Genomic DNA, 23,833 nt, shown 5'->3' with positions numbered 1-23,833 from the left:
GTAGAGGGAAGAGCCATGTCGCTTCTTCCTTTTCTCTATTTGTTTAGGAGGAACGAAAATGTCAGAATTCATGATTGGTGTCGATATCGGGACAACCAGTACAAAAGCGGTACTTTTTAATGAAAAGGGAGAAGCGATCGATCGTCATGGGATCGAATATCCATTACATACACCAGCACCGGGAACCGCCGAACAGGATCCCGAAGAAATCTTCCGTGCCGTCATCAGTTGTATAAAGGAAGTGACCTCGAAAACAAGTGAGAAAATCTCGTTTGTGTCGTTCAGCTCTGCTATGCACAGCTTGATCCTGGTGGATGAGAAGGACCAACCTCTGACTCCTTCCATTACTTGGGCTGATAACCGAAGTGCCGAATGGGCGGATAAGATAAAAAAAGAAATGAATGGTTTGGAGATTTATCGCAGAACAGGGACTCCTATTCACCCGATGTCCCCCCTTGTAAAGCTTGCCTGGCTGCAGCATGAAGAGCCGGAATTGTTTTCCAAGGCAGCTAAGTTCATTTCCATAAAAGAATTTGTGTTCCATCGCTTTTTCGGAAAATATGTTGTGGATTATTCAATCGCATCTGCAACAGGTATGTTCCATCTGGAAAACCTGGCTTGGGATGAAGAAGCGTTGAAAGTGGCAGGTGTCACCAAGGATCAACTTTCGGTTCCTGTCTCAACAACTGAAAGCTTAGTTGGATTGAAATCTGAATACACGGACATGATGGGCTTATCAGCCGACACACCGTTTGTCGTCGGAGCAAGTGACGGAGTCCTATCGAATCTTGGCGTCAATGCCATTGAACCGGGAGTCGTAGCCGTTACGATCGGAACGAGTGGTGCGATACGCGCTGTAACGGACCGTCCGGTAACGGATCCGAAAGGCCGCATTTTCTGTTATGCCTTGACGGATAATCATTGGGTGATTGGCGGGCCAGTCAACAACGGTGGTATGATCTTTCGTTGGGTGCGGGACGAACTGGCTTCTGCAGAGGTTGAAGTTGCCAGCCGGTTAGGAAAAGATCCTTACGAAGTACTTACGGAAATTGCATCTAAAGTAGAACCGGGCTCGGAAGGATTGCTCTTCCATCCATATATGGCAGGCGAACGGGCACCTCTTTGGAACGCAAAAGCCCGTGGTTCATTCTTTGGACTCGGTATGCATCACAAAAAAGAGCATATGATCCGTGCAGTGTTAGAAGGAATTATCATGAATTTATACAGCGTTCTTCTGGCGCTGGAAGAATTAATCGGAACACCGAAAAGGGTTCAGGCAACGGGTGGATTTGCCCGCTCGGAACTTTGGCGTCAAATGCTCGCTGATGTATTTGATCAGGAAGTGGAAGTGCCGGAAAGCTTCGAAAGCTCATGTCTTGGAGCGGTTGTCCTTGGGATGTATGGCAACGGGATGATTCACTCACTGGAAGAAGTGAGTGAAATGGTCGGTTCTGTACATTCCCATCAGCCGGATCCGAAAGCAACGGAAGCTTATACGAAACTGATGCCTATCTTTATTCGCGTTCCACGTTTGCTGGAAGAAGAATATGAAGCGATAAGTGCATACCAGGAAGGAAGCTGACTCATCTGAGTCGGCTTTCTTTAGGTAAGAGTGGCAAGGAATCTACTTAGCCAAAAATAGTTGTTTTCATGTATAATAGAAACGAAAATACCTTTTAAGAGTGAAAGTATCTATAGATAAATGTGAAAGAGAGTGAGAAACAATATGGGACGTAAATGGAATAACATTAAAGAAAAGAAAGCGTCTAAGGATGCGAATACGAGTCGTATTTATGCGAAGTTCGGTCGTGAGATCTATGTTGCGGCCAAGCAAGGTGAGCCGGATCCCGAATTGAACCAAACGCTGAAATTTGTTCTTGAGCGTGCGAAAACATACAGCGTACCGAAACATATCGTGGACCGTGCCATCGAAAAGGCAAAGGGTGGTTCAGAAGAGAACTATGACGAACTACGCTATGAAGGCTTCGGACCGAATGGTTCCATGGTCATTGTTGATGCCCTGACGAACAATGTAAACCGAACTGCATCCGAAGTGCGTGCAGCTTTCGGCAAAAATGGCGGTAACATGGGTGTAAGTGGATCTGTAGCGTATATGTTCGATGCAACTGCCGTAATCGGTATTGAAGGGAAATCAGAAGAAGAAGTAATGGAGATCCTGATGGAAGCGGATGTAGACGCACGTGATATTATCGAAGAAGATGATGCTGTGATCGTTTACGCTGAACCAGATCAATTCCATGCGGTTCAAGAAGCGTTTAAAGGTGCAGGTGTTACTGAGTTTACAGTAGCGGAACTGACAATGCTTGCGCAGAATGATGTCGAACTTCCAGAAGACGGTCAAGCTCAATTCGAAAAAATGATTGATGCGATAGAAGATTTGGAAGATGTTCAGCAGGTTTATCATAATGTTGATTTAGGAGAATAATAGAAGAAAGGACCCCTGATGCTGAGTGCATTTGGGGTTTTTTATTGGAGACATCCCTGCTGATAATGTCACTTTACCACTTTATTTGTCGAATAGATTGAAAATTCAGCATAATACTTCATTCTCCCTATCTGCTTTGTTATGCTAAAGAGGAATCTGAATAAATACGTGACAAGGGGAGAGGAAACTATGGGACTAGATCAACTCGAATTACAGCAAGCAGAACAGAACGTGGATCGAAAGGAAAAAACCAAACCCTATCTAACGGCATTGATCGGTTGGAGTCTGCCGGCAATCGAAGCATGTACGAAGCTTAAGAGACCTTTCGTCGTTGTTGGCCCCCCAGATTTTGAGGCATACGCAGAAAAACATGATATTGCCTTTATCGGATGGGACTTCGATCGATTAAATGAAGGTTCAGATCATCTTTATAAACAGCTGAAAGCAATGGGTGCAGAAGTGGCTGTTCCTTTGTATGAAGAGTGTGTGGAGTGGTCCGGGGCATTAAACTCCCGATTCCGTAACGAACCACGCGTCTTCAATCGTTCTCTACTATTAAGAGATAAAGGGATGATGAAGCGTAAAGCGCAAATTGCCGGAATTAAAGTAGGTGTATTTGAAGAAGCAAGGGATAAGGAAGATGTAAGACGCTTCTTGAAACGAGTGAATGAAGCCCTCCTGAAAGTCGAAGGAGATAAGAACGATCCCATTCACGTAAAACCTCTTGATAAAGCAGGGTCTGTGGGACACCGTGCCATTGAGAATCCGGAAGATATCGATGCTCTCACTGAGGCGGAGTTTCCGCTTTTGATGGAAAGTCATTTAGACGGACAGGAATTCTCGTGTGAAGCGTTTATTCATAATGGAAAGATTCAATTTTTAAATATAACGGAGTATGTGCGATTAGGCTACTCTAATTTCGTACCGGCATCTCCAAGCCTTGAGGAAAAGCGTCCGATCATCCGAGAGGCGATTCAACAGCTCATTGATGCGTTTGAGATTGAATACGGTGTTATTCATCCGGAATATTTCATTACGTCCGATGGTACTCTTCATTTTGGTGAAGTCGCAGCCAGGGTCCCCGGCGGACATATCTTTGATTTGATTGAACGGGCTTATGGGTTTAATGCATATCAAGCTCAAATTCTTTGCAGTGACCCCAATACAACAGAAGAAGAGCTTAGAGAGTTTTTCCCTTCTACAGGTGAAAAAGCAAAAGCACATGCAGGTTGTTTAATGGTCCACCCTCATGTTAATTATGTGGAGAAGCTGGAGGTACCCGATGAACTGGAGAACCATGCCTATTTTGAAAAACATGATATGTTCAGTCCTGCTCAAGGCAAGGTAGCTCAGCGAATCGGCTTCGGTAATCATTACGGAACGATCTTCTTCTACGGGGAAGACAGTGAAATCATGAGGGATCTATTAAAGGAATACGAACAGTTTAACTTCTATATTTAATTCTCTTATCCACTGGTATTTTGATCGATAAAGGAGTTTTGAAATGGCATTTGAATTAACGTCTAAGCTGGAAGATCGATTTCTGCAAGCGCTTAATGAGTTGGAGAGCGCAGCTTCATTTGCGAAATCAATGTATCAAACTGACGTCTATCAGGAAGCACAAAGATTGTTGGATATGGATGAAGGATTGGAGATTCTATATCGGAGCGCAAGCCGCTTTGAAAAAGCCGGGGTCTTCCAGGACGGCCCCTGGGAAAAGGCGTCCAAGCTCCAACCACCACTTGTGGCCGGTTCTCTCCAAGCGAAGGGGCTTCCTTCGATCATTGAAATTCTCAGTGAGTTAAGAATGCTCTCCATTGCAGAAGGACAGTATGAACATCCCGATGTTTCGACTGAAATGGCGGAGGATTTCCTCAATGAAGTAATGGTCCTGAATCTGAACCTGCTTTTCCCTGAAGCAACAGAAGCAGCACGGATTGAAGGTGGAGAGCAGAGTGAAAGGGCAACGGAATTATTTCGATTTCTATCTGATAAGCTTTCCTATCAAGCACTTACAACTACACTGATTAAAGAAATCGAACGTTTGACAGCACAGCGTCCGATCATGGTAAAAAGGACCGTGTCGATGATCGAAACAGCCAAAAAAATGCTTCATTCAGATTTAAGCGTAGCGGAACGCCTTGTGCTGGAGAAGTACGTTTCGGCCATTGAAGGTCCATCACCAATCAGCAAAAGCATTGTTCAGCCAGGTGAGTACCGGAAAAAGTTGATGAACCTGTCTAAGGAAGAGCTTGAGAAGGAAGCAGTGGCCTTTGCGGGTTCAATGCGTGAAACAGGATTGGTCGCCCCTCAGCATGCCATCCTGCTAAGGTTCCTCAGCAGAAAAGTCCAAGACCTTGTTCCGGCTGCCCTGCACTTAAATGACAAAGGAAAAGCAAATTTGGATGAACATAAGGAACTTGTATTCCAGCTCATCAAAGTAGCGATCTATCCAGCCACAAAGCAATCGGTTTATGGACTCGCTCTTATGCTTGAGCGGGGTGTATTATCATCATCTCCAGTATCACCGGGATTGAAAAGGCTGATTGAGCTTGATATTCGACCGGAAGTACGGAAGACGCTCCTTAATTCTTGTAAAGCTGGAGACGGAATTACAGCAAATTCTGTCCTTCTGGCCGGTGTCATCAATGTCCTCGGTCAACCGATCGGGATTGGCCAAGGCCTAAATCCGACTTGTCAAACAGCCCGGGGAATCAGCCTTTGGGCACAGCATGCCCCTGGATACTTACTCGAACTGATTCCACGGGCTGCCAGGGATGGAGATATCGATATTATGTTTGAAGGAACACCGGTCCATTCCAAAGAATTAAGTGGAGGGCTGGCACCTGAGCTTCATCAAGAGCTTGATCCTGTATCACTTGTTCTCGTTCCTCATCTTGATCGTATATATAGTGAGATGATGAGACGTGTATCGCTTAGAGGGGAAGATGGACATCGCTGGGTGAATCCGGAGTTCTATGGAGATTGGGTTCAAAAAGGATTTAGCACGGTCATTGATTCACTAACAGGCCTAATCTCAGATTATCCCGGGTTCGTTCGCCTGTTCTATGCCACTCATCATCCGGAATACAATGATGACTACGGATTGATCTATCCGAATCCTGTTGGGATCTTCATTACAAATGTTCATGGAAAGCTCCTTGGATTCCATGCCGTTTCGATTCTGAGAATCACTCAGGATCCCAATGGCCAATACCGGATTTATTTCTATAATCCGAATAACGATGGCTCTCAGAACTGGGGGCAGGGCATCGAACCTTCCGTCATGGAAAACGGGGAACTGGAAGGAGAATGCTCTCTTCCGTTTCACGAGTTTGTTTCCCGTCTATACGCTTTCCACTACAACCCTTATGAACAGGGAGATGCCTTTGCTGTGGAAAATGAAATTGTCGATGAAATCAAAGATCTTGCCCGAGATAGCTGGGGAAGGGATTATACGTGGGTTTGAAGATGAATGTGGCGTTAAGCAGCTTAAGTTGCTTAACGCTTTTTTGAGCTGTATGAAGTTTGGATGATTCTTTTATCAGTAGCCATACTAAATAATGGAGGTGGAATAGATGAGAGATCATAAGAAACCTGAAGAGTTCAGGATGGACACGCCGTTAAATCCGGAATTCACAATGAATAACCAGCTTCGTAATCCCAGTCAAGTGTATGTTCCGGGAGAGTCAGTAGAGGAACATCATGCAATTGAGGAAGGGAACGGGTTCATTGCAGAAAAAGAATTCGGACAAGCAAACGAAAATAGTTAAGAGGTGAAGAAAGAAGATGAATAAAGAGTTTCCGGTGGCAAACCTATCAGAAGATACGTTGAATCAAGTGCAGAATATGGAGAGTCAACTTCGTCAGCAAACGAACGAGGATATTATTCTAATTGCTTATAAGAATGGTGGTGGAATGATTGAAGAGGGAAGATGAAGTGAATAAAGGAAATAGAGACATGCCGGATTTCAAACAGTTAAACGACCGTGTCATCGCAGAGGAACCGAAAGGACCGTTTCTCGCCATTAAAACAAATATGGATACGGCAGGTGTCAAGGACAATCCGTATGCGTCTGAACATGGAGATCCAGAACAAGATGAGAAATTACAGCAATTTTTCGAAGATGAAGAGTTATAGGTGATATAAAATAAGAACTTTAATCTTTTGTTTCAATATACAAAAAAAGTGTCAGTCACATGATTGGCACCTTTTTTGATTGATGTATCGTTCAATACATAAAAAAGCTCTATACTAGGTATAAGACACAGTTACTTGGAAGAGAGGAATGAAAAATGTCGAAAGTAGCGTTGGTAGTAGGATCCACTGGATTAGTCGGTTCTCATTTGATTGAAATACTGATCAAGAGTCCCGAGTATAAAAAAGTGATTTCGTTCGTGAGAAGAAGCAGTGGTGTGGAGCATGGAAAGTTGGATGAACGAATCATCCCATTCGATCAGATGAAGCTCCTTTCCCACGAGGAAATCGATGATGTTTTCTGTTGTCTAGGAACGACCATCAAGAAAGCGCAGACAAAGGAAGCGTTTCGAAAGGTAGATTATGAGTACCCCGTTCAACTGGGTAGGCTCGGTAAAGACCATGGAGCCAAACAATATATGGTCATATCAGCCATTGGGGCGAGCTCGGGTTCACCGTTCTTTTATAGTAAGGTGAAAGGAGAGTTGGAGGAAGACTTAATAGCGCTGTACTATCCGGCACTGCACATTTTCAGGCCATCCCTTCTTTTAGGAGAGAGAGATGAATTCCGATTGGGGGAAAAAGCGGGAGAAATTTTCTCAAGAGCCATCCGTCCGGTGATGGTGGGTAAGTTGAAAAAGTACAGAAGTATCTCAGGGCGTCAGGTGGCTTATGGAATGTACCGTGCCGCTAATGGATCTGGCAGTGAAAAAGTAACCATCCATGAATCGGATCAAATTCAAAACCTTTAAAAAAGGGGGATTCTATGAAGAGGATACTAAGAGGTCATCATCTACTTTGTACTCACGGGTTTCAAGGTATGGGATACAGTACTGAGTTCGTTAAGGTGATGGCAGACATAGTGGGAGAGATACGAAACGAGGAATTGGACTTTCCCATCCAGGTTGTTCAGTCCTTCGATGACGCCTGCCAGGCCTGCCCTCATAAGGGGAAATCAGCATGTGAAAAAAGTTCGGACTCCAATGACCATGTTCTATCGTTAGACAGCAAGGTTCTTCACCATTTAGGCTTGAAACACGGTGACATCTATATGAAATCAGCATTGATCAGCATAACGGCCGAAAGGGTAAAGCCTGAAGACCTTGATCATTTATGTGAAGGTTGCTCCTGGCTGGAGTATGGAGTTTGTAAGGATGGGATCGGAAAGTTAAGGGAGAATGTTTTAGCGTAAAGCTACTTTCTTTTAAGGTAAACGAAAGACCCACATCTGATCAGGTGCGGGTCTTTCATCATTAAATTTTATAATAATGTCTCAATGCATTCATCAGATGCTTAAGCGTTGGGTCTTCCTCAAGGTTCATCATCATCCCTTTAATGACGACGATACGGGTCTCATCCTTTTGAATTTCTTCTTTGATGACTTCCAATGAAATTTGGTTGTTTTCGTCCTCCGCTATTTCTATGGAGTCCTCAATCATATGAACAAGGGTGGATTCGTTGATTCTGTTTGAAGAAGTGAAATCCTTCACCAAATCATCCAATTTTTCAAAGGAAAGAACAGGCTGATCCCCACTTTTTAGTAAGCCTTCCACTAAATCATCCGTACGTTTCAATATGAATCGGGATAAATAGGAAAAATCCAATTCGATCTTATCAAGCATCACCAATTCTAAATAAGAATGGAAAAAACCTTGAATCATCATGGTGATATCCCAGAAATAGGGCTCGATTTTCTTTCCGTAAATCCCAAATAATCTTCTTTTATAGTAACGATGGGTGTCCATTTTCATCTCGCTGAGGAGATCATGGATTTCATCGTTAAACGGCATGGCATTCTCTCTGATCTGCATAATGATAAACTCTTTATGTTTACAGATTTCAATAAACTGACATTCTAATTGCTTTTGGAATTTTTCATAAGGAGGCAGATCCTCGTTTTCGATCTCATTCACTTTGGCTGTAATCATTTTAAAATAGTAGTTCATGATAGCTAACAGAAGGGCTTCCTTTGACTTGAAATACAAATAGAATGCACCTTTAGATATTTCACACTCGTTCACGATTTCTTGCACCGAGGTGGCGTTAAACCCTTTCGTGGCAAACAGCTTAATCGATGTTTCAATAATTAATTTCTCTTTTTCCTTCATGCTTTCCTCTCCTTGATAAACTCCTTGACTCTATTATGACCGATTGGTCACAATAAATAAACCTTTTATTTTATAAGTATATTGACTTATGACTGTACGGTCAGTTATATTAGATTGTGTTATGACTAGTCGGTCAGAAAATGAGAGAAGGGACGAATAAAGAGTGAATAGTATTATCAATTTTGTACTCAAGAATAAGTTTGCCGTATGGTTAATGACCATCATCGTCATTGTTGCAGGCTTATATTCAGGATTTAATATGAAACTCGAAACCTTGCCAAACATTAATACACCGATTGTAAGTGTTACGACGGTGTATCCGGGAGCTACGCCTGAAGATGTAGCCGAAAAGGTTTCAGAACCAATTGAAAAACGTTTGAAGAATTTAAATGGAGTAAATGTTGTCAGCTCCACGTCTTATCAAAATGCTTCAGCCGTTCAGATAGAATACAAGTTTTCGAAAGATATGGACGAAGCAAAGACTGAAGTGGAAGATGCTCTTTCTGATCTCTCTTTTCCAGAAGGGGTGAATGAGCCGGAAGTATCAAGATTAAGCTTTAACGCTTTCCCGATCATCGCACTCAGTGTAGCAAATGATGATCAATCTCTTGCTCAATTAACTTCGACTGTAGAAGAAACGATCGTACCACAACTTGAAGGAGTGGACGGGGTCGCATCTGTTCAAGTTTCAGGTCAACAGGTTCAGGAAGCACAAGTCGTTTTTGATCAAGAAAAGCTTCCTCAATACGGCTTAACCGAAGAAACGGTCCAAAATATGATCAAAGGTTCTGATGTGACAGCACCATTAGGGCTTTACACGTTTAAAGACAGTCAGAAATCTGTGATGGTTGATGGAAATATCACAACGATCGAAGATTTGAAAGAGATGAAGATTCCTGTGACGCCTTCAGCTGGCGGGAATATGGAAGCGCCGCAAGGACAACAGCGACAACAGCCTGGTGGTCAATCTTCTCAAGGTCAACCTGTAGAAACGCCTCAGGCTCAGGAAGCACCTGACGGTATGAAAATCCCGACCGTACAACTATCAGACATTGCTGATATTGAACTGAAAGGGAAAGCTGAATCCATTTCCAGAACCAATGGGAAGGAATCCATCGGACTTCAAGTGGTGAAAACAGCAGATGCCAATACGGTAGACGTTGTAAACGCGGTAAAAGAAGAAGTGAAAGCTTTTGAAAAAAGCTTGGATGGGGTTGAAATCATCTCTACCTTTGACCAAGGTGAACCGATTGAGGAATCAGTCAGTACCATGCTGAACAAAGCATTATTTGGTGCTGTATTTGCGGTCATCATCATCCTGCTATTCTTACGTGATATTAAATCGACGCTCATCTCCGTCGTATCGATTCCATTATCGTTGTTGATCGCGATTTTACTTTTAAAACAGATGGATATCACGTTGAATATTATGACTCTTGGAGCGATGACCGTAGCGATTGGACGTGTCATTGATGACTCCATTGTAGTAGTGGAGAACATTTACCGACGGATGTCCCTTAAAGGTGAGATGTTGAAAGGAAAAGAGTTGATCCGGGAAGCAACAAAGGAAATGTTCGTTCCGATCGCGTCTTCCACGATTGTAACAATCGCTGTGTTCCTTCCATTAGGATTGGTTCAAGGAATGATCGGGGAACTATTCCTGCCATTCGCATTGACCATCGTATTTGCCCTATTGGCTTCACTTCTAGTGGCAGTAACGATTGTGCCGATGCTTGCTCACTCGATGTTTAAAAAAGGTGTCGGGAAGAAACATGTGGAAAAACAAAGCCGTTTAGCGATTTGGTACAAAGGCGTATTGAACTGGACGCTGAACCATAAAATCATCACGTCACTCCTGGCTGTCGCGATGCTTGTCGGAAGCTTGTTCCTGGTGCCGCTCATTGGTGTGAGTTTCCTTCCATCAGACGAAGAAAAGATGATCATGGCAACGTATAAACCGGAACCTGGTCAAACAGAAGAAGATGTAAATCAAATCGCTCAAGATGCAGAAGAGTATTTCCAAGGACGTAAAGGGGCTGAAACGATTCAGTACTCGGTTGGTGGAGAGAACCCAATGAGTCCGGGAAGCTCAAACAATGCAATATTCTATGTTCAATACAGCGATGATACAGAGAATTTCTCTGAAGAAAAAGAACAAGTCATTAAAAAACTTCAAGAAACAACAGATAAAGGGGAATGGGCTTCACAAGACTTCTCCGCCAGTGCCGGAAGCAATGAAATTGTCGTGTATGTGTACGGTGAAACCTTGAAAGAAATCGAACCTGTTGTAAACGATATTCAAACTATGATGGAAGATAAAGAAGATTTCAAAAAAGTGGGATCAAGCATCTCTGAATCGTACGATGAGTATTCGTTCATCGCAGACCAGGAAAAGCTGAGTGAGCTTGGCCTGACAGCTGGTCAAATTGCCATGGAACTTGGTCAGACACGTCAGCGTCCTGTCCTCACCACCATTGAAAAAGATGGAGAAGAGGTAAATGTCTATTTAGACGTTGAAAAAGAAGAATACGAAAGCATCAACGACTTGACGGATAAAACCATTCAATCACCACTGGGCATTGAAGTTCCGATTAAAGACGTCGTTGAAGTACAGGAAGGTAAGACATCCGATACTGTTTCACGACGCGACGGAAAAGTATTTGCTCAAGTGAGCGGAGAATTAAAATCGGATGATGTATCAAAAGCATCACAAGCCATTCAAAAAGAAATCGAAGAACTCGATTTGCCAGCCGGTATCAATGTAGACATGGGTGGAGTAACGGAAGACATCCAGGAATCCTTCACACAACTGGGATTAGCGATGCTCGCAGCCATTGCCATCGTGTACTTGATCCTCGTGATCACATTCGGCGGAGGGCTTGCACCGTTTGCCATTTTGTTCTCGCTGCCATTTACGATCATCGGGGCATTGGTTGGACTATTGATCGCAGGAGAAACAATCAGTATTTCCTCGATGATTGGTGCCCTCATGCTGATAGGTATCGTTGTAACCAACGCAATCGTCCTGATTGACCGGGTGATTCATAAAGAAAACGAAGGTCTATCAACAAGGGAAGCGTTACTGGAAGCCGGTGCCACCCGACTTCGCCCGATCCTTATGACAGCCATTGCGACAATCGGGGCACTGTTCCCGTTGGCGTTAGGTCTTGAAGGAAGTGGATTGATCTCTAAAGGACTTGGTGTAACCGTGATTGGCGGTCTGACAAGTTCGACACTATTAACACTTGTCGTTGTGCCGATTGTGTATGAAATCCTGATGAAAATGAAAGGAAAGATCGGTCGACGGAAGCGAAAGGCAGCAAAAGAGTAAGTTGAGGAAAGCAGTCCTGTTGCGGGCTGCTTTTTTTCTTTAGGGTTGAAATGTTCATAATAGAGGTTGTGCGTGTGTTGGGAGGGGTATGTTCACAATTTGATACAAGTTTGTCTGACGGCGGCACAACAACCGCTAAAAGTGCCGCAACAACCTCTCCCTTATACTCAAAAATACCCCGCAGCAACATTCTAAAGCGAATGACAAACCCAAAATAAAGAACTAACTCCACATCCGTCACGCCCCCTTCACATATTCCCCGGACAACCATCATAGAATAGACCATCTAAAACAAAGGCAGGGTACAAGCATATGAATTTGTTTTTAAGAGGTACATTGGTGCTGGTGGTGACGGCTTTTTTAGGTGAGTGTTTGGAGTTTGTGATCAATATGATTTTGGCTCGGGAGCTTGGAGAGGCTGGTCTTGGCTCATATATGTCGATTCTGCCGACTGTGTTTCTGATTGTCATTTTATCAAGTATGGAGCTGCCGATCAGTCTTTCCAAGTTCTTTGCCGAACGGGAAGAAAAGTATCACCGGGGCATGCTTCATTTTGCTTTTCGATTTGCGGTCATCACGACGTGCATTCTCTTAGTTCTTATGGTCCTCATATATGCCTGGACTCCTTTATTTGAAGGATACCACCCAGGAATTCGCTGGCTCATTTTGATTGTCATTCCCATTGTGGCGTTTACTTCGATCACCAGAGGCTATTTTATGGGAATCCAGCAGATGGGCAAAATTGCAGTCGCTAATTTTCTGCGGAAAGGAATTCAGCTATTTTTACTGGTTTCGATCTATAATTTTTTATCTTTTGGTATCAATACGTCCATCTTCATAGCCCTTGGGACGCTGATTGCGAGTGAAGTGGTCGTCTTTGTTTATTTAATTCATGCTTACGTACTCGAGATTAGGGGTAATAGAAAGAAGAGCCATTCTACATTATCAACAGTTGAAATGAGAAAGTCAGTATTATCTGTATCGGTTCCAACGACTGTGCTGCGGATATTCCACGCTCTCACCCATGCCGTTCAGCCATTTTTGATCAAATGGGCGTTGGTTCTTTCAGGTATGGGGGCGCTTGAGGCGAATGAGCATTTCGGAATGCTGGCTGGGATTGCCCTTACCATTGGCTTCTTCCCATCATTTATTGCCTTTTCGATGTTGATCGTGTTAATTCCGACTGTGTCGGAAAAAGTGTCATCAAAGGATTTTGATGGAATCCTGACCCATCTTAAGCAGGTCATGTGGATTACATTAGGATATGGTATCCCTGTAGTATTCATATACTACTTGCTTGGGGACTATATTACAGAAAGGTTCTTTCATTCTGTGGCATCGGCCTATTATTTAAAGCTGCTCTGGCCGTATTTTCTTTTTCATTTCCTGGTATTTCCACTCCAAGCTTTTTTGATCGGACTGGGATTGGTAAAGGATGCTCTCCTTCATACCGTATGGTCGAGTGTATTTTCTTTTACACTGATATACTTGCTCGGATCCCGTTTTGGAATGGAAGGAGTCATTCTAGGCATGAACGCGGGAGCCGTTCTGATCACTATGCTTCATTATTTTACGATCTGCAGAGAATTGGAAACGACTCTCTGGTTAAAATCGGCAATTAAAATGTAAACTATACAAAAACAGATGTGCCCTTTTGAACCTCTTTGTTTTGCACAAAGAGGGACAAATCTTTTATCCTGGTAACACGTACATACTATCTACTGTTATGATAGCTGATTTCATAACCTTCAAAGGAGAAAGCTATGATCGATTCTATTTTATTCAACATCATGTTAGTCGGAGTACTAGGGATCGCTTCCCAGTGGATTGCCTGGAGGTTCAGGCTTCCTGCCATCGTCGTCATGTCGATTGTTGGATTGCTGGTGGGACCTATATTTGGTCTCATTAATCCAAAGGACGATTTCGGGGAAGTGTTCAAACCCATTATATCCATGGCGGTTGCCATCATCCTTTTTGAAGGAAGCTTAAATCTTAATTTTCGTGAGGTAAAGGGATTAGGCAAGCCCTTATTTAGAATCGTCACCATCGGGGCCATCCTCGCTTGGATATTAGGTTCTCTCGGGGCTCATTATGTGGCCGGGTTATCCTGGGCTGTTTCCTTTGTCATTGGTGGGTTATTTATCGTAACCGGTCCAACCGTCATTCTTCCGCTGCTCAGACAGGCGAAGTTGAAACCAAGACCTGCAGCGATTTTGAAATGGGAAGGGATAGTCGTTGATCCATTTGGTGCCCTGCTTGCCGTTTTTGCTTTTGAAATCATTAATTTCCTTATAAGCGATGAAGTCACGGGATTAGCTTTATTACTTTTCTTTGCAGCTTCCCTATTTGCCGTGGTATTTGGATGGGCACTGGGGAAATTCACAGGCTTCATTTTTGAGAATGGGCATGTACCGGAGTTCTTGAAATCACCTGTTGTTTTTGCTCTGGTTCTTGCCTGTTTCACAGTTTCAGATCAGATCACACATGAAACAGGACTGTTAGCCGTCACGGCAATGGGGATGACGCTTGCGAATATGCATATTTCATCCATTGATGATATGCGTCACTTCAAAGAAAACATTTCGGTACTGCTCATTTCAACCATTTTCGTGATGCTGACGGCTTCGTTAACCGTAGACACGCTTTTACGAATCTTTAACTGGAATATCGTCGCGTTTGTGCTCCTGATGTTATTCATTGTCCGACCATTATCGATTTGGTTGTCTACGATAGGGACGGACCTCTCTAATAAGGAGAAATTGCTTGTCGGGTGGATTGCCCCCAGGGGAATTGTCGCGCTGACCGTCTCAAGTTATTTTGCTTCAGTCCTATTAGAGAAAGGCTTTGAAGATGCGGCTATACTGACGTCCCTGACTTTTGCTCTCGTTTTCTCCACAGTATGTGCACATGGTTTCTCGATTAAATGGCTGGCGAAAAAATTGGACCTTGCCATTGATGAAAGACCGGGAGTTATGATTGTGGGAGGAAGTAAATTCAGTACTGAATTTGCCAAAACCCTTCAAGACCTGAAGATTCCGGTCTTAATTTCGGATTCATCGTGGCAGCGATTGTTTTCAGTCAGAAAAGCAGGGATCCCATTTTACCGTGGTGAAATCTTATCCGAACAAACGGAATACTATCTGGATATGACGCCGTATGAATACATGATTGCGGCTACAGAGCTTGATTCTTACAACGCTCTTGTCTGTACGACATTTGTTCCTGAGATCGGCCGTAATAACCTTTTCCAACTGAGTTTGCGAAGCCAGCGGGACGATGATCTTGAAGATATGGTCCATACGATTGGCGGAAGGATCCTCTTCCAAAACCACGTGACGTGGGAAGAGTTGAATAAACGTGTCGAACGGGGAGACGTATTCAGAAAAACGAATATTACTGAAAAATACACCTTTGAATCTTATCTGCAGGAGCGGGATGATAACACATTATTGATGTTTGCCCTTAAACCTGCAGGAAGGATTGAATTCTTCACTGAAGGTGCTTCACCTAAGATTGAGCAGGGAGATGTGATTGTCAGTCTTACCCAACCCTGTAAGGAAAAGAATAAGATACAGGAGAAACTTACCGTTCAACGTGAAAAAGAAATCATAAAAGCTCAAAATGAAACAAATCAAGAAAGCGCAGACTAAGTCGGCGCTTTCTTTTTGTGGAGTTATTTCTTTCTGCTATATTGTTCTCCCAGTAACTGTTTCACTTGATTATACGTCAGCCCAGAATGCTGATTGAGTTGTTTGACCTCATCAATATCCGTTCCGGAACGAGTGACGTTTTTCTTCTGTTGGTTCATACACTACACCCCCTATCACTTAATGTAAGTCATCGGAAGGCTTCCTATACAAAAAAAGAAGGCCCGAGGGACGGACCTTCGTGCACATTATGATTGTCGTGTTCTCTTGTAGACCAGGTCAAAGATGAGGATGATAAAGGCGAGTGCGTAGGCAGTATAGGCATAGGTTGAGTGATCTGCCATGTTCTTTACTCCGATACCGACAAATGCCCAAACAAACACAAGCGGATAGAGCATGTCATGCTGCCTGATGCGGAACCAGAAAGCAAGTACCGTAGCGACGATCAGCCCGAGATAAGCCCACACCAATTCAGAAATGTCGAATCCGTTCCAACCGATGTCCGTCAAGTAGTACGTAATGTTCACAATCGTGGCAACCGAAATCCATCCTAAATATATCGAAAAAGGGGCTATATCCAGGAGGGACGGACCTGTACTCTTCACCCGTCTATAAAGGACAATAAGAGTTAAAAGAAGTCCAATCATGATAAATACCGAAACGAGAAAGTAATTGTAGTGCCATACGAATATCCATGCTGAATTCAATAAGCAGCTCAGGATGAATAGTCCGCTTGTTTCCTGATAAAGGGGAAGATCTCTTCTGTCTTTAGGGAACTGGCGGATGATCCAAATCGCGAGCAGCAGATAAATCAGGCTCCAGATGGAAAAGACATAACCTGCTGGAGTAATCATGATATCGAGCCTGTCACTGATTTCCCCCGTTGATTGATTATTCAATGGCAAAGTAACAGCCAGCGTATTCATCACAATCACTAAAGCGAAGGCTAACATATTCAAGATCAGTTTCATTGAGTGAACCCCCTGTAAGTAGTGGTGTTATATACTATTCCACTCTTATCAGATTAAAAACCAAATGAAGAGAGTTAGGCAAAAAGGATTAGTGAAAGATAAGGAAGGATTTATGGGATTTATCGAGAATTAGAAATAGGATAGGGACAATGAGAAAATGAGAAAATCTACTAGGGGGACATTATGGACCGTACAAATCATACATATTCAGATGTTTGGGATTTAGATGTTTTTTTCCAAGGAGGAAGTGAATCACTGGAATTCAGAAGGCATCTCGATACGTTAGAAAAAAAGAAAAGTGACTTTGCAGAGAATGCACTCGCTTTTCATCCGCCTCAATCGGCAAAAGATGCTGACCTGGTGTGGAACCTCATTGAAGAAGCAAAAGAAGTGATGCTGTATTTGCGCCAGGCAGGTGCCTTCGTGAGCTGTCTTGAAGCTCAAAATATGCATGACCGAAAAGCAGATTCTCTCCGCGCGGAAGTCACAAGCCTAAGTGCGGACTTTTCTTCTACGTTTACAAAGTTCCAGCAGCAGCTTTCAGATTGCAGAGAAGAGGTCTGGAATGAACTGCTTCAACATGATCAACTGAGTGAAATTACCTTCGTCCTCAATGAGTGGAGACAAAAGGCGAAAGATAAGCTATCCAGCTCAGAAGAGTCACTTATCCAAGCGTTAGCTGTCGATGGCTATCACGGCTGGGGACAGATGTATGACACGATTGTTGGGGCCATGGAGATTGAACATGATGGAAAAAAATTATCGGTTGGCCAGGCTAATAATCTGCTCTCCAGTCCAGACGCCAATACGCGCCAAGAGGTTTTTGAAAAATTAGAGAATGCCTGGGAACAAAATGAGGAGCTTTTTGCAAGGACACTTAATCACTTGGGCGGATTTCGCTTAAATGTCTATAAGAAGCGTGGCTGGGATGAGTTGATGAAGGAGCCCCTCGAATATAATCGTATGAAGCAAGAAACGCTGGATGCCATGTGGGGAGCTATTTCAAAGCACAAGCAGCCATTCGTTCAGTACCTGGAAAGAAAAGCGAAACTAATCGGGAAAGACCGACTTGATTGGTATGACCTGGACGCTCCCGTGGCAGAATCGACGAGTACCATGTCCTATGACGATGGGGCAAAATTCATTCTGAAGCAGTTCTCCCGATTCGGAGAAGAGATGGCCCAGTTTGCTGAAAAAGCATTTGAGGACAAATGGATCGAAGCGGAGGACCGATCCGGGAAACGTCCGGGCGGATTCTGCACCTCCTTCCCGTTAAGTGATCAATCCCGCATCTTCATGACGTATTCAGGTTCAATGTCGAATGTGTCCACCCTTGCACACGAGTTAGGGCATGCGTTTCATTCCTATGCATTAAAACCGATGCACACATTGAATCGTAACTACGCCATGAATGTGGCAGAGACCGCATCCACTTTTGCTGAAATGATCGTCGCGGATGCTGCCGTAAAAGAAGCGGAAACGAAGGCCGAAAAGATTGCCCTGGTGGAAGATAAACTGCAGAGGAGTGTCGCGTTCTTCATGAACATCCATGCCCGTTTCTTATTCGAGACACGCTTCTATGAAGAACGTAAGAAGGGGATTGTATCTGCTGATAAACTCAACGAGCTGATGGTGGAGGCTCAGAAGGAAGCATTCTCAGACTCCATTGGAGAGGTTCATCCGCGCTTCTGGGCATCAAAGCTCCATTTCTATATTACAGGAGTGCCGTTCTATAACTTCCCATACACCTTTGGATACTTGTTCTCACTGAGCATTTACGCCAAAGCCCTGGAGTCGGATGAAAGCTATGAAGATAAATACATGGCATTACTCCGTGACACCGCGGTCATGAATGTCGAAGAACTGGCCATGAAGCACCTCGGTGAAGACATCACCAAAGAAGCCTTCTGGGAAAAAGGGATCAAGCTATGCATAGCGGATGTGGAAGAATTTCTTGAGTTAACAGAATAATGCTGGTAGGGTCCGTTCCTTTTTGGGGACGGACCTTATTTTTGTAGTAGAGCGACTGTTGTGGTGATTTATCAACCGTATTTTCAATATATCGACCATTTTACAAAAAACGACAAACTTCGCAACCATCGATTACACCAAAAAACGACAAGTCCTACCACCCCTAAGCCTCAAGTCTGATACGAAAATAAAGCTCAGGCTCGTTATGGGAAACCCGGAAAATAGATAGGATAGAGACATGAAGAAGAAAGGAGGCAACAATATATGAAGAAATTTGGATTGCTTTTAGCAGGAGGGATTGCAGCCATTGTCCTGCTTGCCAATTTGGGACCGATCGTAGGGCTTGCTATATCTTTAGTGATCATGTATTACAGCTTTAAAGGATTTGTGAAAACAGATTCCACAATGAAGAAGATCTTATGGGCGCTAATCGGTCTTGCGGCATTCAGTGCTTCGATATCCAACTTCCCGGCGATCATCGGATTGGTTGCTCTATACGTTCTGTATGTAATCTACAAGAACTGGAAAAAAGAAGAAGTCATGATAGAAGAAAAATCATCGGATCCATTCACTAATTTTGAAAGAGAATGGTCACAATTAAAAAACTAAAGGAGAGAATACACTATGGCAAACTTATTTCAACGAATTAAAAATACAGTCATGTCCGACCTGCACGAAGCATTAGATAAAAAGGAAAAGAAAAATCCAATAGCCGTGTTGAATCATTATTTAAGACAGTGTGAGCAGGAAGTAGAAAAAGTAAGTAAGCTTGTTGAAAGACAATATCTATTAAAAGAAGAATTCCAGAAAGAGTATCAGCAGGCTTCTGCTTTAGCCGACAAACGAAAATACCAGGCTGAGGTTGCATCGAAGGCAAATGAAGAAGGTCTGTATGATTTTGCCCTGCAGGAACAAAAATACTATGAGGAGCGTGCAGTGCGCATCCAGGATTCAAAGTTGAAAGCAACGAAAGAGCTTGAAGAGCTTGAAAGAAAATATGAAGAGATGAAGCACAAGCTGAAGGATATGTACATCAAGCGGATGGAGCTAATGGGAAGAGAGAATATTGCCCGTGCTCATAACAAGGTGAATTCTGTGCTTGAATCTTCTTCCGGTTATAACAACCAGGCGTTCTCTAAATTCGATGAAATTGAAACATACTTAGATCATTTAGAGCATGGTGTGAACTCCTCTTATTATCGAAATACGATCGACGCAAAGATCGCTAAATTAGAAAAAGAAGTGAAAAAAGAGGAAACGGAAGCCATTCCTTCATAAAACATGGTATTCTAATCTATGAAAACGAATAGTAACGATAAAAAAGGGGGAGCCCAAATGGGTTCACCCCGTTTTATCATCATATTTAATCCCGATATGGGATTTATGCACCTGAATCAGAAAATATGAACCCCATTAAGGACTTTTTAATCTGGAATACAGATATACGAACCTCTTGTCGAAAAACTTACCTACATAACCAGAAAGGAGGAACCCCCTTGTTCAATCGTTTACGCTCAGATGGGATCAGCTGGATCATTTTAATAGGAACTCTTTTAATACTGTTGGAAGTATCATTCTACGATGGGGGGGTTCTCGTCTTTCTCTCGATTGCGGCCTTCTGTATCTATATTGGAAGAAAGAAGCTTCCGAGTACCTTTGGGAAGATACTGCTGTGGTTTGGGATCATCAGCTTAGCGGTCAATATCTTTAATACCGTAGCATTTAAATTTTTATTGTTTGCCATTCTTCTATTTATCATTGTCCGTTTTGCTGATTCGAAGAAACATCCTAAATACATCACTCCGACGATTAAGGAAACGTTCACCCACACAAGTGAACCACTCATCATGAAAAAGTCCGCTCTTCAAAACGAATGGTTCGGGCCGAAACGGACTCCGGAAGACGTATATGAATGGAATGATATCAACATCCAGGGTGTGATCGGAGACTCGGTCATCGATATTGGAAATACGGTGCTTCCTAAAGGGACGTCCGTCGTTTCGATTCGAAACATTTTAGGCAATATTGAAATATTGATTCCGTATGATGTGGAAGTGAGTGTTCATCACTCGGTACTAGCCGGTTCGATTGAGGTTTTCGAAGAAGTGGAGCCGAAAGCGATTAATCAGTCCCTTTATTATCAAACTCCAGGATATGATACGGCTGTCCAGCGTGTGAAGATTGTCACCTCAATGTGGATCGGGGATTTAGAGGTGAAAAGAATATGAGCACAGTCAGTAGGCAGATTGTTGCAGGCATTCTTTTTTCCCTTGGGATGGTGATCTTTTTATCGCTGTCATATTTTTATTTGTATCCCTTGGAGGATTGGTCCCTTTTATGGGAAGTAGAGATTATGGATATACCGGGAGCAGGGTTTATCCTCGTTGTAAGTATCCTTATCGGAATCGTGTTCGGCATCCGGACAGGGTTGAAGGATAAACGGCAGTTAAGGGAGATAGAAGATGCCCTGATGAATGTGGAGCAGGGCCGCACGATCAACTTTCCGGAAACGGCAACCATGGAAGTGGAGCAGGTTTGGAAAAAGGTCGATGCGTTAGGGAAGCATCTCACGGATCAAGCGCGATATTCCCAGAAGCTTGCCAATGAAAAGGCGGAGGAACAGGAAAAGAGAATCCAGGAAATCGTTTCCCAGGAGCGGAACCGTTTGGCGAGGGAATTACATGACTCGGTCAGTCAGCAACTATTTGCAGCATCTATGTTGATGTCAGCCATCACGGAAACACCCTCACCTGGACGAACGCCTCATGAAGAAAAGCAGCTTGGTATGGTGGAGCAGATGATTCATCAGTCTCAGCTTGAAATGAGGGCTCTCCTTCTTCATCTTCGCCCCGTTGCGTTAAAAGGAAAGAATCTTCAAGAAGGAATGAAGGAGCTGCTGGTCGAATTAGCTCAGAAGGTACCCCTTGATATCGAATGGAAAATAGAAGACATGAGTCTTGATAAAGGAATCGAAGATCATCTCTTCAGAATTCTGCAGGAGTCGGTGTCAAACACCCTGCGACATGCGAAGGCGACTTCCTTGGATATTCGATTGATCAAAAGAGAATCCATCATTATTTTACGGGTAGTGGATGATGGTCAGGGCTTCGATGTGAACGAATCGAAGGTCACAAGCTCCTATGGACTTCAGAATATGAGGGAGCGTGCCATTGAAATCGGTGGTACGTTTAAAATCATCAGTGTACCGAATAAGGGGACACGCTTGGAAGTGAAGGTTCCCGTTGTGGAGAATGAAGGTGAAAAAAATGATTAAAGTGGTATTTGTCGATGATCATGAAATGGTAAGGATCGGAGTTTCTTCTTATCTATCGGCTCAGGCGGATATTGATGTCGTCGGGGAAGCATCGGATGGGAAAGAAGGCGTCCAGCTTGCCCTTGAGCTGCGGCCTGATATTATTCTCATGGATCTTGTAATGAAAGAAATGGATGGCATCCAGGCGACTAAGGAGATCATTCAAGAGTGGCCGGACGCAAAGATCATCATCGTCACCAGTTTCCTGGATGATGATAAAGTGTATCCAGCCCTGGAAGCCGGTGCGGTCAGTTATATGCTGAAAACGTCGAAAGCAAGTGAGATTGCCGAGGCGGTGCGAAAGACGTACAACGGACAATCGATTCTCGAACCTGAAGTCACTGGGAAAATGATGACACGCATGAGACAAAAGACCGTTTCCCATCCCCATGAAGAGCTCACCAACCGAGAACTGGAAATCCTTCTCCTGATGACACAAGGGAAAACGAACCAGGAAATTGCCGATGAATTATTCATCGCCCTGAAAACAGTGAAAACACACGTGAGCAATATCCTCTCCAAGCTCGGAGTCCAGGACCGGACCCAGGCTGTGATTTATGCTTTTAAACATGATTTAGCTAAATAAAATGGTAAAAAGTGACCCAAAAAGAAAACTTTTTGGGTCACTTTTTCGTATAGAAAGAAGAAAACAAACGAATCTCCTTCCCTAAAATGACAAGCATGAGAATCCCAGCGTGAAATATACATCTAATAAGGATTGGTTCATTTTGGTAATAAGAGAGAAAAAAATACAAATCTTTCATCAACGGAAGGAGGAATAATGGTAGAATAAGCGATATATTGTCAAATATTGAAAAATAACCAGTAGGGGGATATGATGTGAACGCAAAATTTAGTAAGCCTAAAGGGTTCGGTGAAATACTGGACCACACATTTCGATTAAGCAAGAACCGTTTTAAAGACTTTTTTCTTATTTTCCTTATTTTATTAGGGCCAGTTTATTTACTGCAGGCTCTCATTGAACTGGCAGCAGGGGTTAGTTTCTTTAGAACTGTCGGTACAGGAGAAACCTGGTTCGATGGGATTGTCAACAGCTTTTCAGGCGAGTTTACGGAAGAAGGGGGTCCAGAAGTGAATCTGGCAGCAGAGCTTGGCACAGGTCTTATTGGACTGATCAGTCTAATCCTCGCCCCAATCGCTCAAGCGGCAATTTTGTTTGCCCTTAATCATATGAGAAAGAATGAAGAATTTACGGTGAAGCTTGTGATAAAGGAAGCATTCTCACGTTTTTGGCCGATTATCGGAAGTAGTCTCCTATTTGGAGTGATTGTATTCGGTATCGTATTTGTTCCTATTTTTACAATTGGTTTTGCCGGAGTATTCGGCGCTGCACTTCTGGAGCCGGGCGTCGGGATTGTGGTCGCCGGAGTTATCCTGTTGCTTGCATTCGCGGTTGCTGTAGCATACTTCTTAACACGTTGGAGCTTTTATTTTGGAGCGGCAGCCATCGAAAATGACGCACCTGGTCTCGGCAGGAGCTGGAGGCTGACGAAGAAGCGTGGATGGATCCTTCTGTTATTATTCATTGTATTCGGATTGATCGTTGGAATCGTAAGCTCAGCCTTCGAATTAACGTTCGGGTTGGTATTAGGGAATAGTGTCCTGTACGGCATGATTATTAACGTTGTGTCTTTATTCACGTCGATGCTGTTCGCCGTTGGTTTCGGGGTTATGTTCCTTGATCTAAAAACGAGACATGACGCAGATGATTTAAATGAAATGATCGATGATTATAACACAATCCAATAGTTTCCTTGAACAATTGAAGTATCCAGTCAGGCTCCGGAAGTTTCATGCTTCCGGGCTTTTGATCTGAAAGCTAGGTGA

At 43.4% G+C, this 23,833-nt stretch carries 22 protein-coding genes; 19 read left to right on the top strand and 3 right to left on the bottom strand.

Annotated elements, in window-relative coordinates; genetic code table 11:
• Nucleotides 1–70: 70 nt before the first annotated feature.
• From gntK to ACXAF2_RS21405, 9 genes are all read left to right on the top strand, one after another.
• Nucleotides 71–1,582, top strand: a complete 1,512-nt coding sequence (gntK, locus tag ACXAF2_RS21445) for a gluconokinase (RefSeq protein WP_475141704.1) — start codon at nt 71–73, stop codon at nt 1,580–1,582.
• A 144-nt stretch (nt 1,583–1,726) separates the two neighbouring features.
• Complete coding sequence (locus ACXAF2_RS21440) at nt 1,727–2,446, top strand: YebC/PmpR family DNA-binding transcriptional regulator (protein WP_044339151.1); 720 nt, start codon at nt 1,727–1,729, stop codon at nt 2,444–2,446.
• A gap of 189 nt (nt 2,447–2,635) precedes the next feature.
• A complete protein-coding gene (locus ACXAF2_RS21435) occupies nt 2,636–3,907 on the top strand; it encodes an ATP-grasp domain-containing protein (RefSeq protein WP_475141694.1) in 1,272 nt (423 codons plus the stop codon).
• A 43-nt stretch (nt 3,908–3,950) separates the two neighbouring features.
• Nucleotides 3,951–5,915, top strand: a complete 1,965-nt coding sequence (locus ACXAF2_RS21430) for a hypothetical protein (RefSeq protein WP_475141692.1) — start codon at nt 3,951–3,953, stop codon at nt 5,913–5,915.
• 109 nt (nt 5,916–6,024) lie between these two features.
• Entirely contained in the window at nt 6,025–6,219 is a 195-nt protein-coding gene (locus ACXAF2_RS21425; protein ID WP_282137600.1) for a hypothetical protein, read from the top strand.
• Nucleotides 6,220–6,235: 16 nt separating this feature from the next.
• The gene (locus ACXAF2_RS21420; protein ID WP_475141690.1) at nt 6,236–6,385 is read left to right on the top strand and encodes a hypothetical protein; all 150 of its coding nucleotides are present in this window, start codon (nt 6,236–6,238) and stop codon (nt 6,383–6,385) included.
• Nucleotides 6,369–6,587, top strand: coding sequence for a hypothetical protein (locus ACXAF2_RS21415; RefSeq protein ID WP_475141689.1), 219 nt, complete (start codon nt 6,369–6,371; stop codon nt 6,585–6,587). The genes ACXAF2_RS21420 and ACXAF2_RS21415 overlap by 17 nt, the downstream gene beginning before the upstream one ends.
• A 155-nt stretch (nt 6,588–6,742) precedes the next feature.
• Complete coding sequence (locus ACXAF2_RS21410; RefSeq protein ID WP_475141687.1) at nt 6,743–7,396, top strand: NAD-dependent epimerase/dehydratase family protein; 654 nt, start codon at nt 6,743–6,745, stop codon at nt 7,394–7,396.
• A gap of 14 nt (nt 7,397–7,410) precedes the next feature.
• A complete protein-coding gene (locus ACXAF2_RS21405; RefSeq protein ID WP_475141685.1) occupies nt 7,411–7,836 on the top strand; it encodes a DUF1284 domain-containing protein in 426 nt (141 codons plus the stop codon).
• A gap of 61 nt (nt 7,837–7,897) precedes the next feature.
• Here the strand turns inward: ACXAF2_RS21405 and ACXAF2_RS21400 are convergent, their stop codons facing one another.
• The gene (locus ACXAF2_RS21400; RefSeq protein WP_475141683.1) at nt 7,898–8,752 is read right to left on the bottom strand and encodes a TetR/AcrR family transcriptional regulator; all 855 of its coding nucleotides are present in this window, start codon (nt 8,750–8,752) and stop codon (nt 7,898–7,900) included.
• 163 nt (nt 8,753–8,915) lie between these two features.
• On the opposite strand from ACXAF2_RS21400, the gene ACXAF2_RS21395 reads away from it, so the two are divergent.
• The 3 genes from ACXAF2_RS21395 (at nt 8,916) to ACXAF2_RS21385 (ending at nt 15,733) form a co-directional block, all read left to right on the top strand.
• On the top strand, nt 8,916–12,083 hold the full coding sequence (locus ACXAF2_RS21395; protein ID WP_475141681.1) for an efflux RND transporter permease subunit: 3,168 nt from the start codon (nt 8,916–8,918) through the stop codon (nt 12,081–12,083).
• Nucleotides 12,084–12,395: 312 nt separating this feature from the next.
• A complete protein-coding gene (locus ACXAF2_RS21390; protein WP_475141679.1) occupies nt 12,396–13,712 on the top strand; it encodes an oligosaccharide flippase family protein in 1,317 nt (438 codons plus the stop codon).
• A gap of 134 nt (nt 13,713–13,846) precedes the next feature.
• Complete coding sequence (locus tag ACXAF2_RS21385) at nt 13,847–15,733, top strand: cation:proton antiporter (RefSeq protein ID WP_475141678.1); 1,887 nt, start codon at nt 13,847–13,849, stop codon at nt 15,731–15,733.
• 23 nt (nt 15,734–15,756) lie between these two features.
• Here the strand turns inward: ACXAF2_RS21385 and ACXAF2_RS21380 are convergent, their stop codons facing one another.
• A complete protein-coding gene (locus ACXAF2_RS21380) occupies nt 15,757–15,891 on the bottom strand; it encodes a hypothetical protein (protein ID WP_475141676.1) in 135 nt (44 codons plus the stop codon).
• 87 nt (nt 15,892–15,978) lie between these two features.
• Nucleotides 15,979–16,701: a TspO/MBR family protein gene (locus tag ACXAF2_RS21375; RefSeq protein ID WP_475141675.1), complete on the bottom strand. Its 723-nt coding sequence runs from the start codon at nt 16,699–16,701 to the stop codon at nt 15,979–15,981.
• A 183-nt stretch (nt 16,702–16,884) separates the two neighbouring features.
• On the opposite strand from ACXAF2_RS21375, the gene ACXAF2_RS21370 reads away from it, so the two are divergent.
• The 7 genes from ACXAF2_RS21370 (at nt 16,885) to ACXAF2_RS21340 (ending at nt 23,755) form a co-directional block, all read left to right on the top strand.
• On the top strand, nt 16,885–18,672 hold the full coding sequence (locus tag ACXAF2_RS21370) for a M3 family oligoendopeptidase (protein ID WP_475141674.1): 1,788 nt from the start codon (nt 16,885–16,887) through the stop codon (nt 18,670–18,672).
• Nucleotides 18,673–18,936: 264 nt separating this feature from the next.
• Nucleotides 18,937–19,281, top strand: coding sequence for a lmo0954 family membrane protein (locus ACXAF2_RS21365; protein ID WP_044339167.1), 345 nt, complete (start codon nt 18,937–18,939; stop codon nt 19,279–19,281).
• A 15-nt stretch (nt 19,282–19,296) separates the two neighbouring features.
• Nucleotides 19,297–19,950, top strand: coding sequence for a PspA/IM30 family protein (locus tag ACXAF2_RS21360; RefSeq protein WP_475141673.1), 654 nt, complete (start codon nt 19,297–19,299; stop codon nt 19,948–19,950).
• Nucleotides 19,951–20,168: 218 nt separating this feature from the next.
• The gene (liaF, locus tag ACXAF2_RS21355; protein WP_475141671.1) at nt 20,169–20,900 is read left to right on the top strand and encodes a cell wall-active antibiotics response protein LiaF; all 732 of its coding nucleotides are present in this window, start codon (nt 20,169–20,171) and stop codon (nt 20,898–20,900) included.
• Complete coding sequence (locus ACXAF2_RS21350; protein ID WP_475141670.1) at nt 20,897–21,946, top strand: sensor histidine kinase; 1,050 nt, start codon at nt 20,897–20,899, stop codon at nt 21,944–21,946. The genes liaF and ACXAF2_RS21350 overlap by 4 nt, the downstream gene beginning before the upstream one ends.
• Nucleotides 21,939–22,571 (top strand): response regulator transcription factor, encoded by a 633-nt coding sequence (locus ACXAF2_RS21345; RefSeq protein WP_113968787.1) that lies wholly within the window; start codon nt 21,939–21,941, stop codon nt 22,569–22,571. Before ACXAF2_RS21350 ends, ACXAF2_RS21345 begins: the two co-directional genes overlap by 8 nt.
• Before the next feature lie 254 nt (nt 22,572–22,825).
• Nucleotides 22,826–23,755: a hypothetical protein gene (locus ACXAF2_RS21340; protein ID WP_475141669.1), complete on the top strand. Its 930-nt coding sequence runs from the start codon at nt 22,826–22,828 to the stop codon at nt 23,753–23,755.
• Nucleotides 23,756–23,833 lie beyond the last annotated feature (78 nt).

This window comes from Rossellomorea sp. ABR4_004 (assembly GCF_056159585.1).
This window is presented reverse-complemented; position numbering and strand designations above follow the sequence as displayed.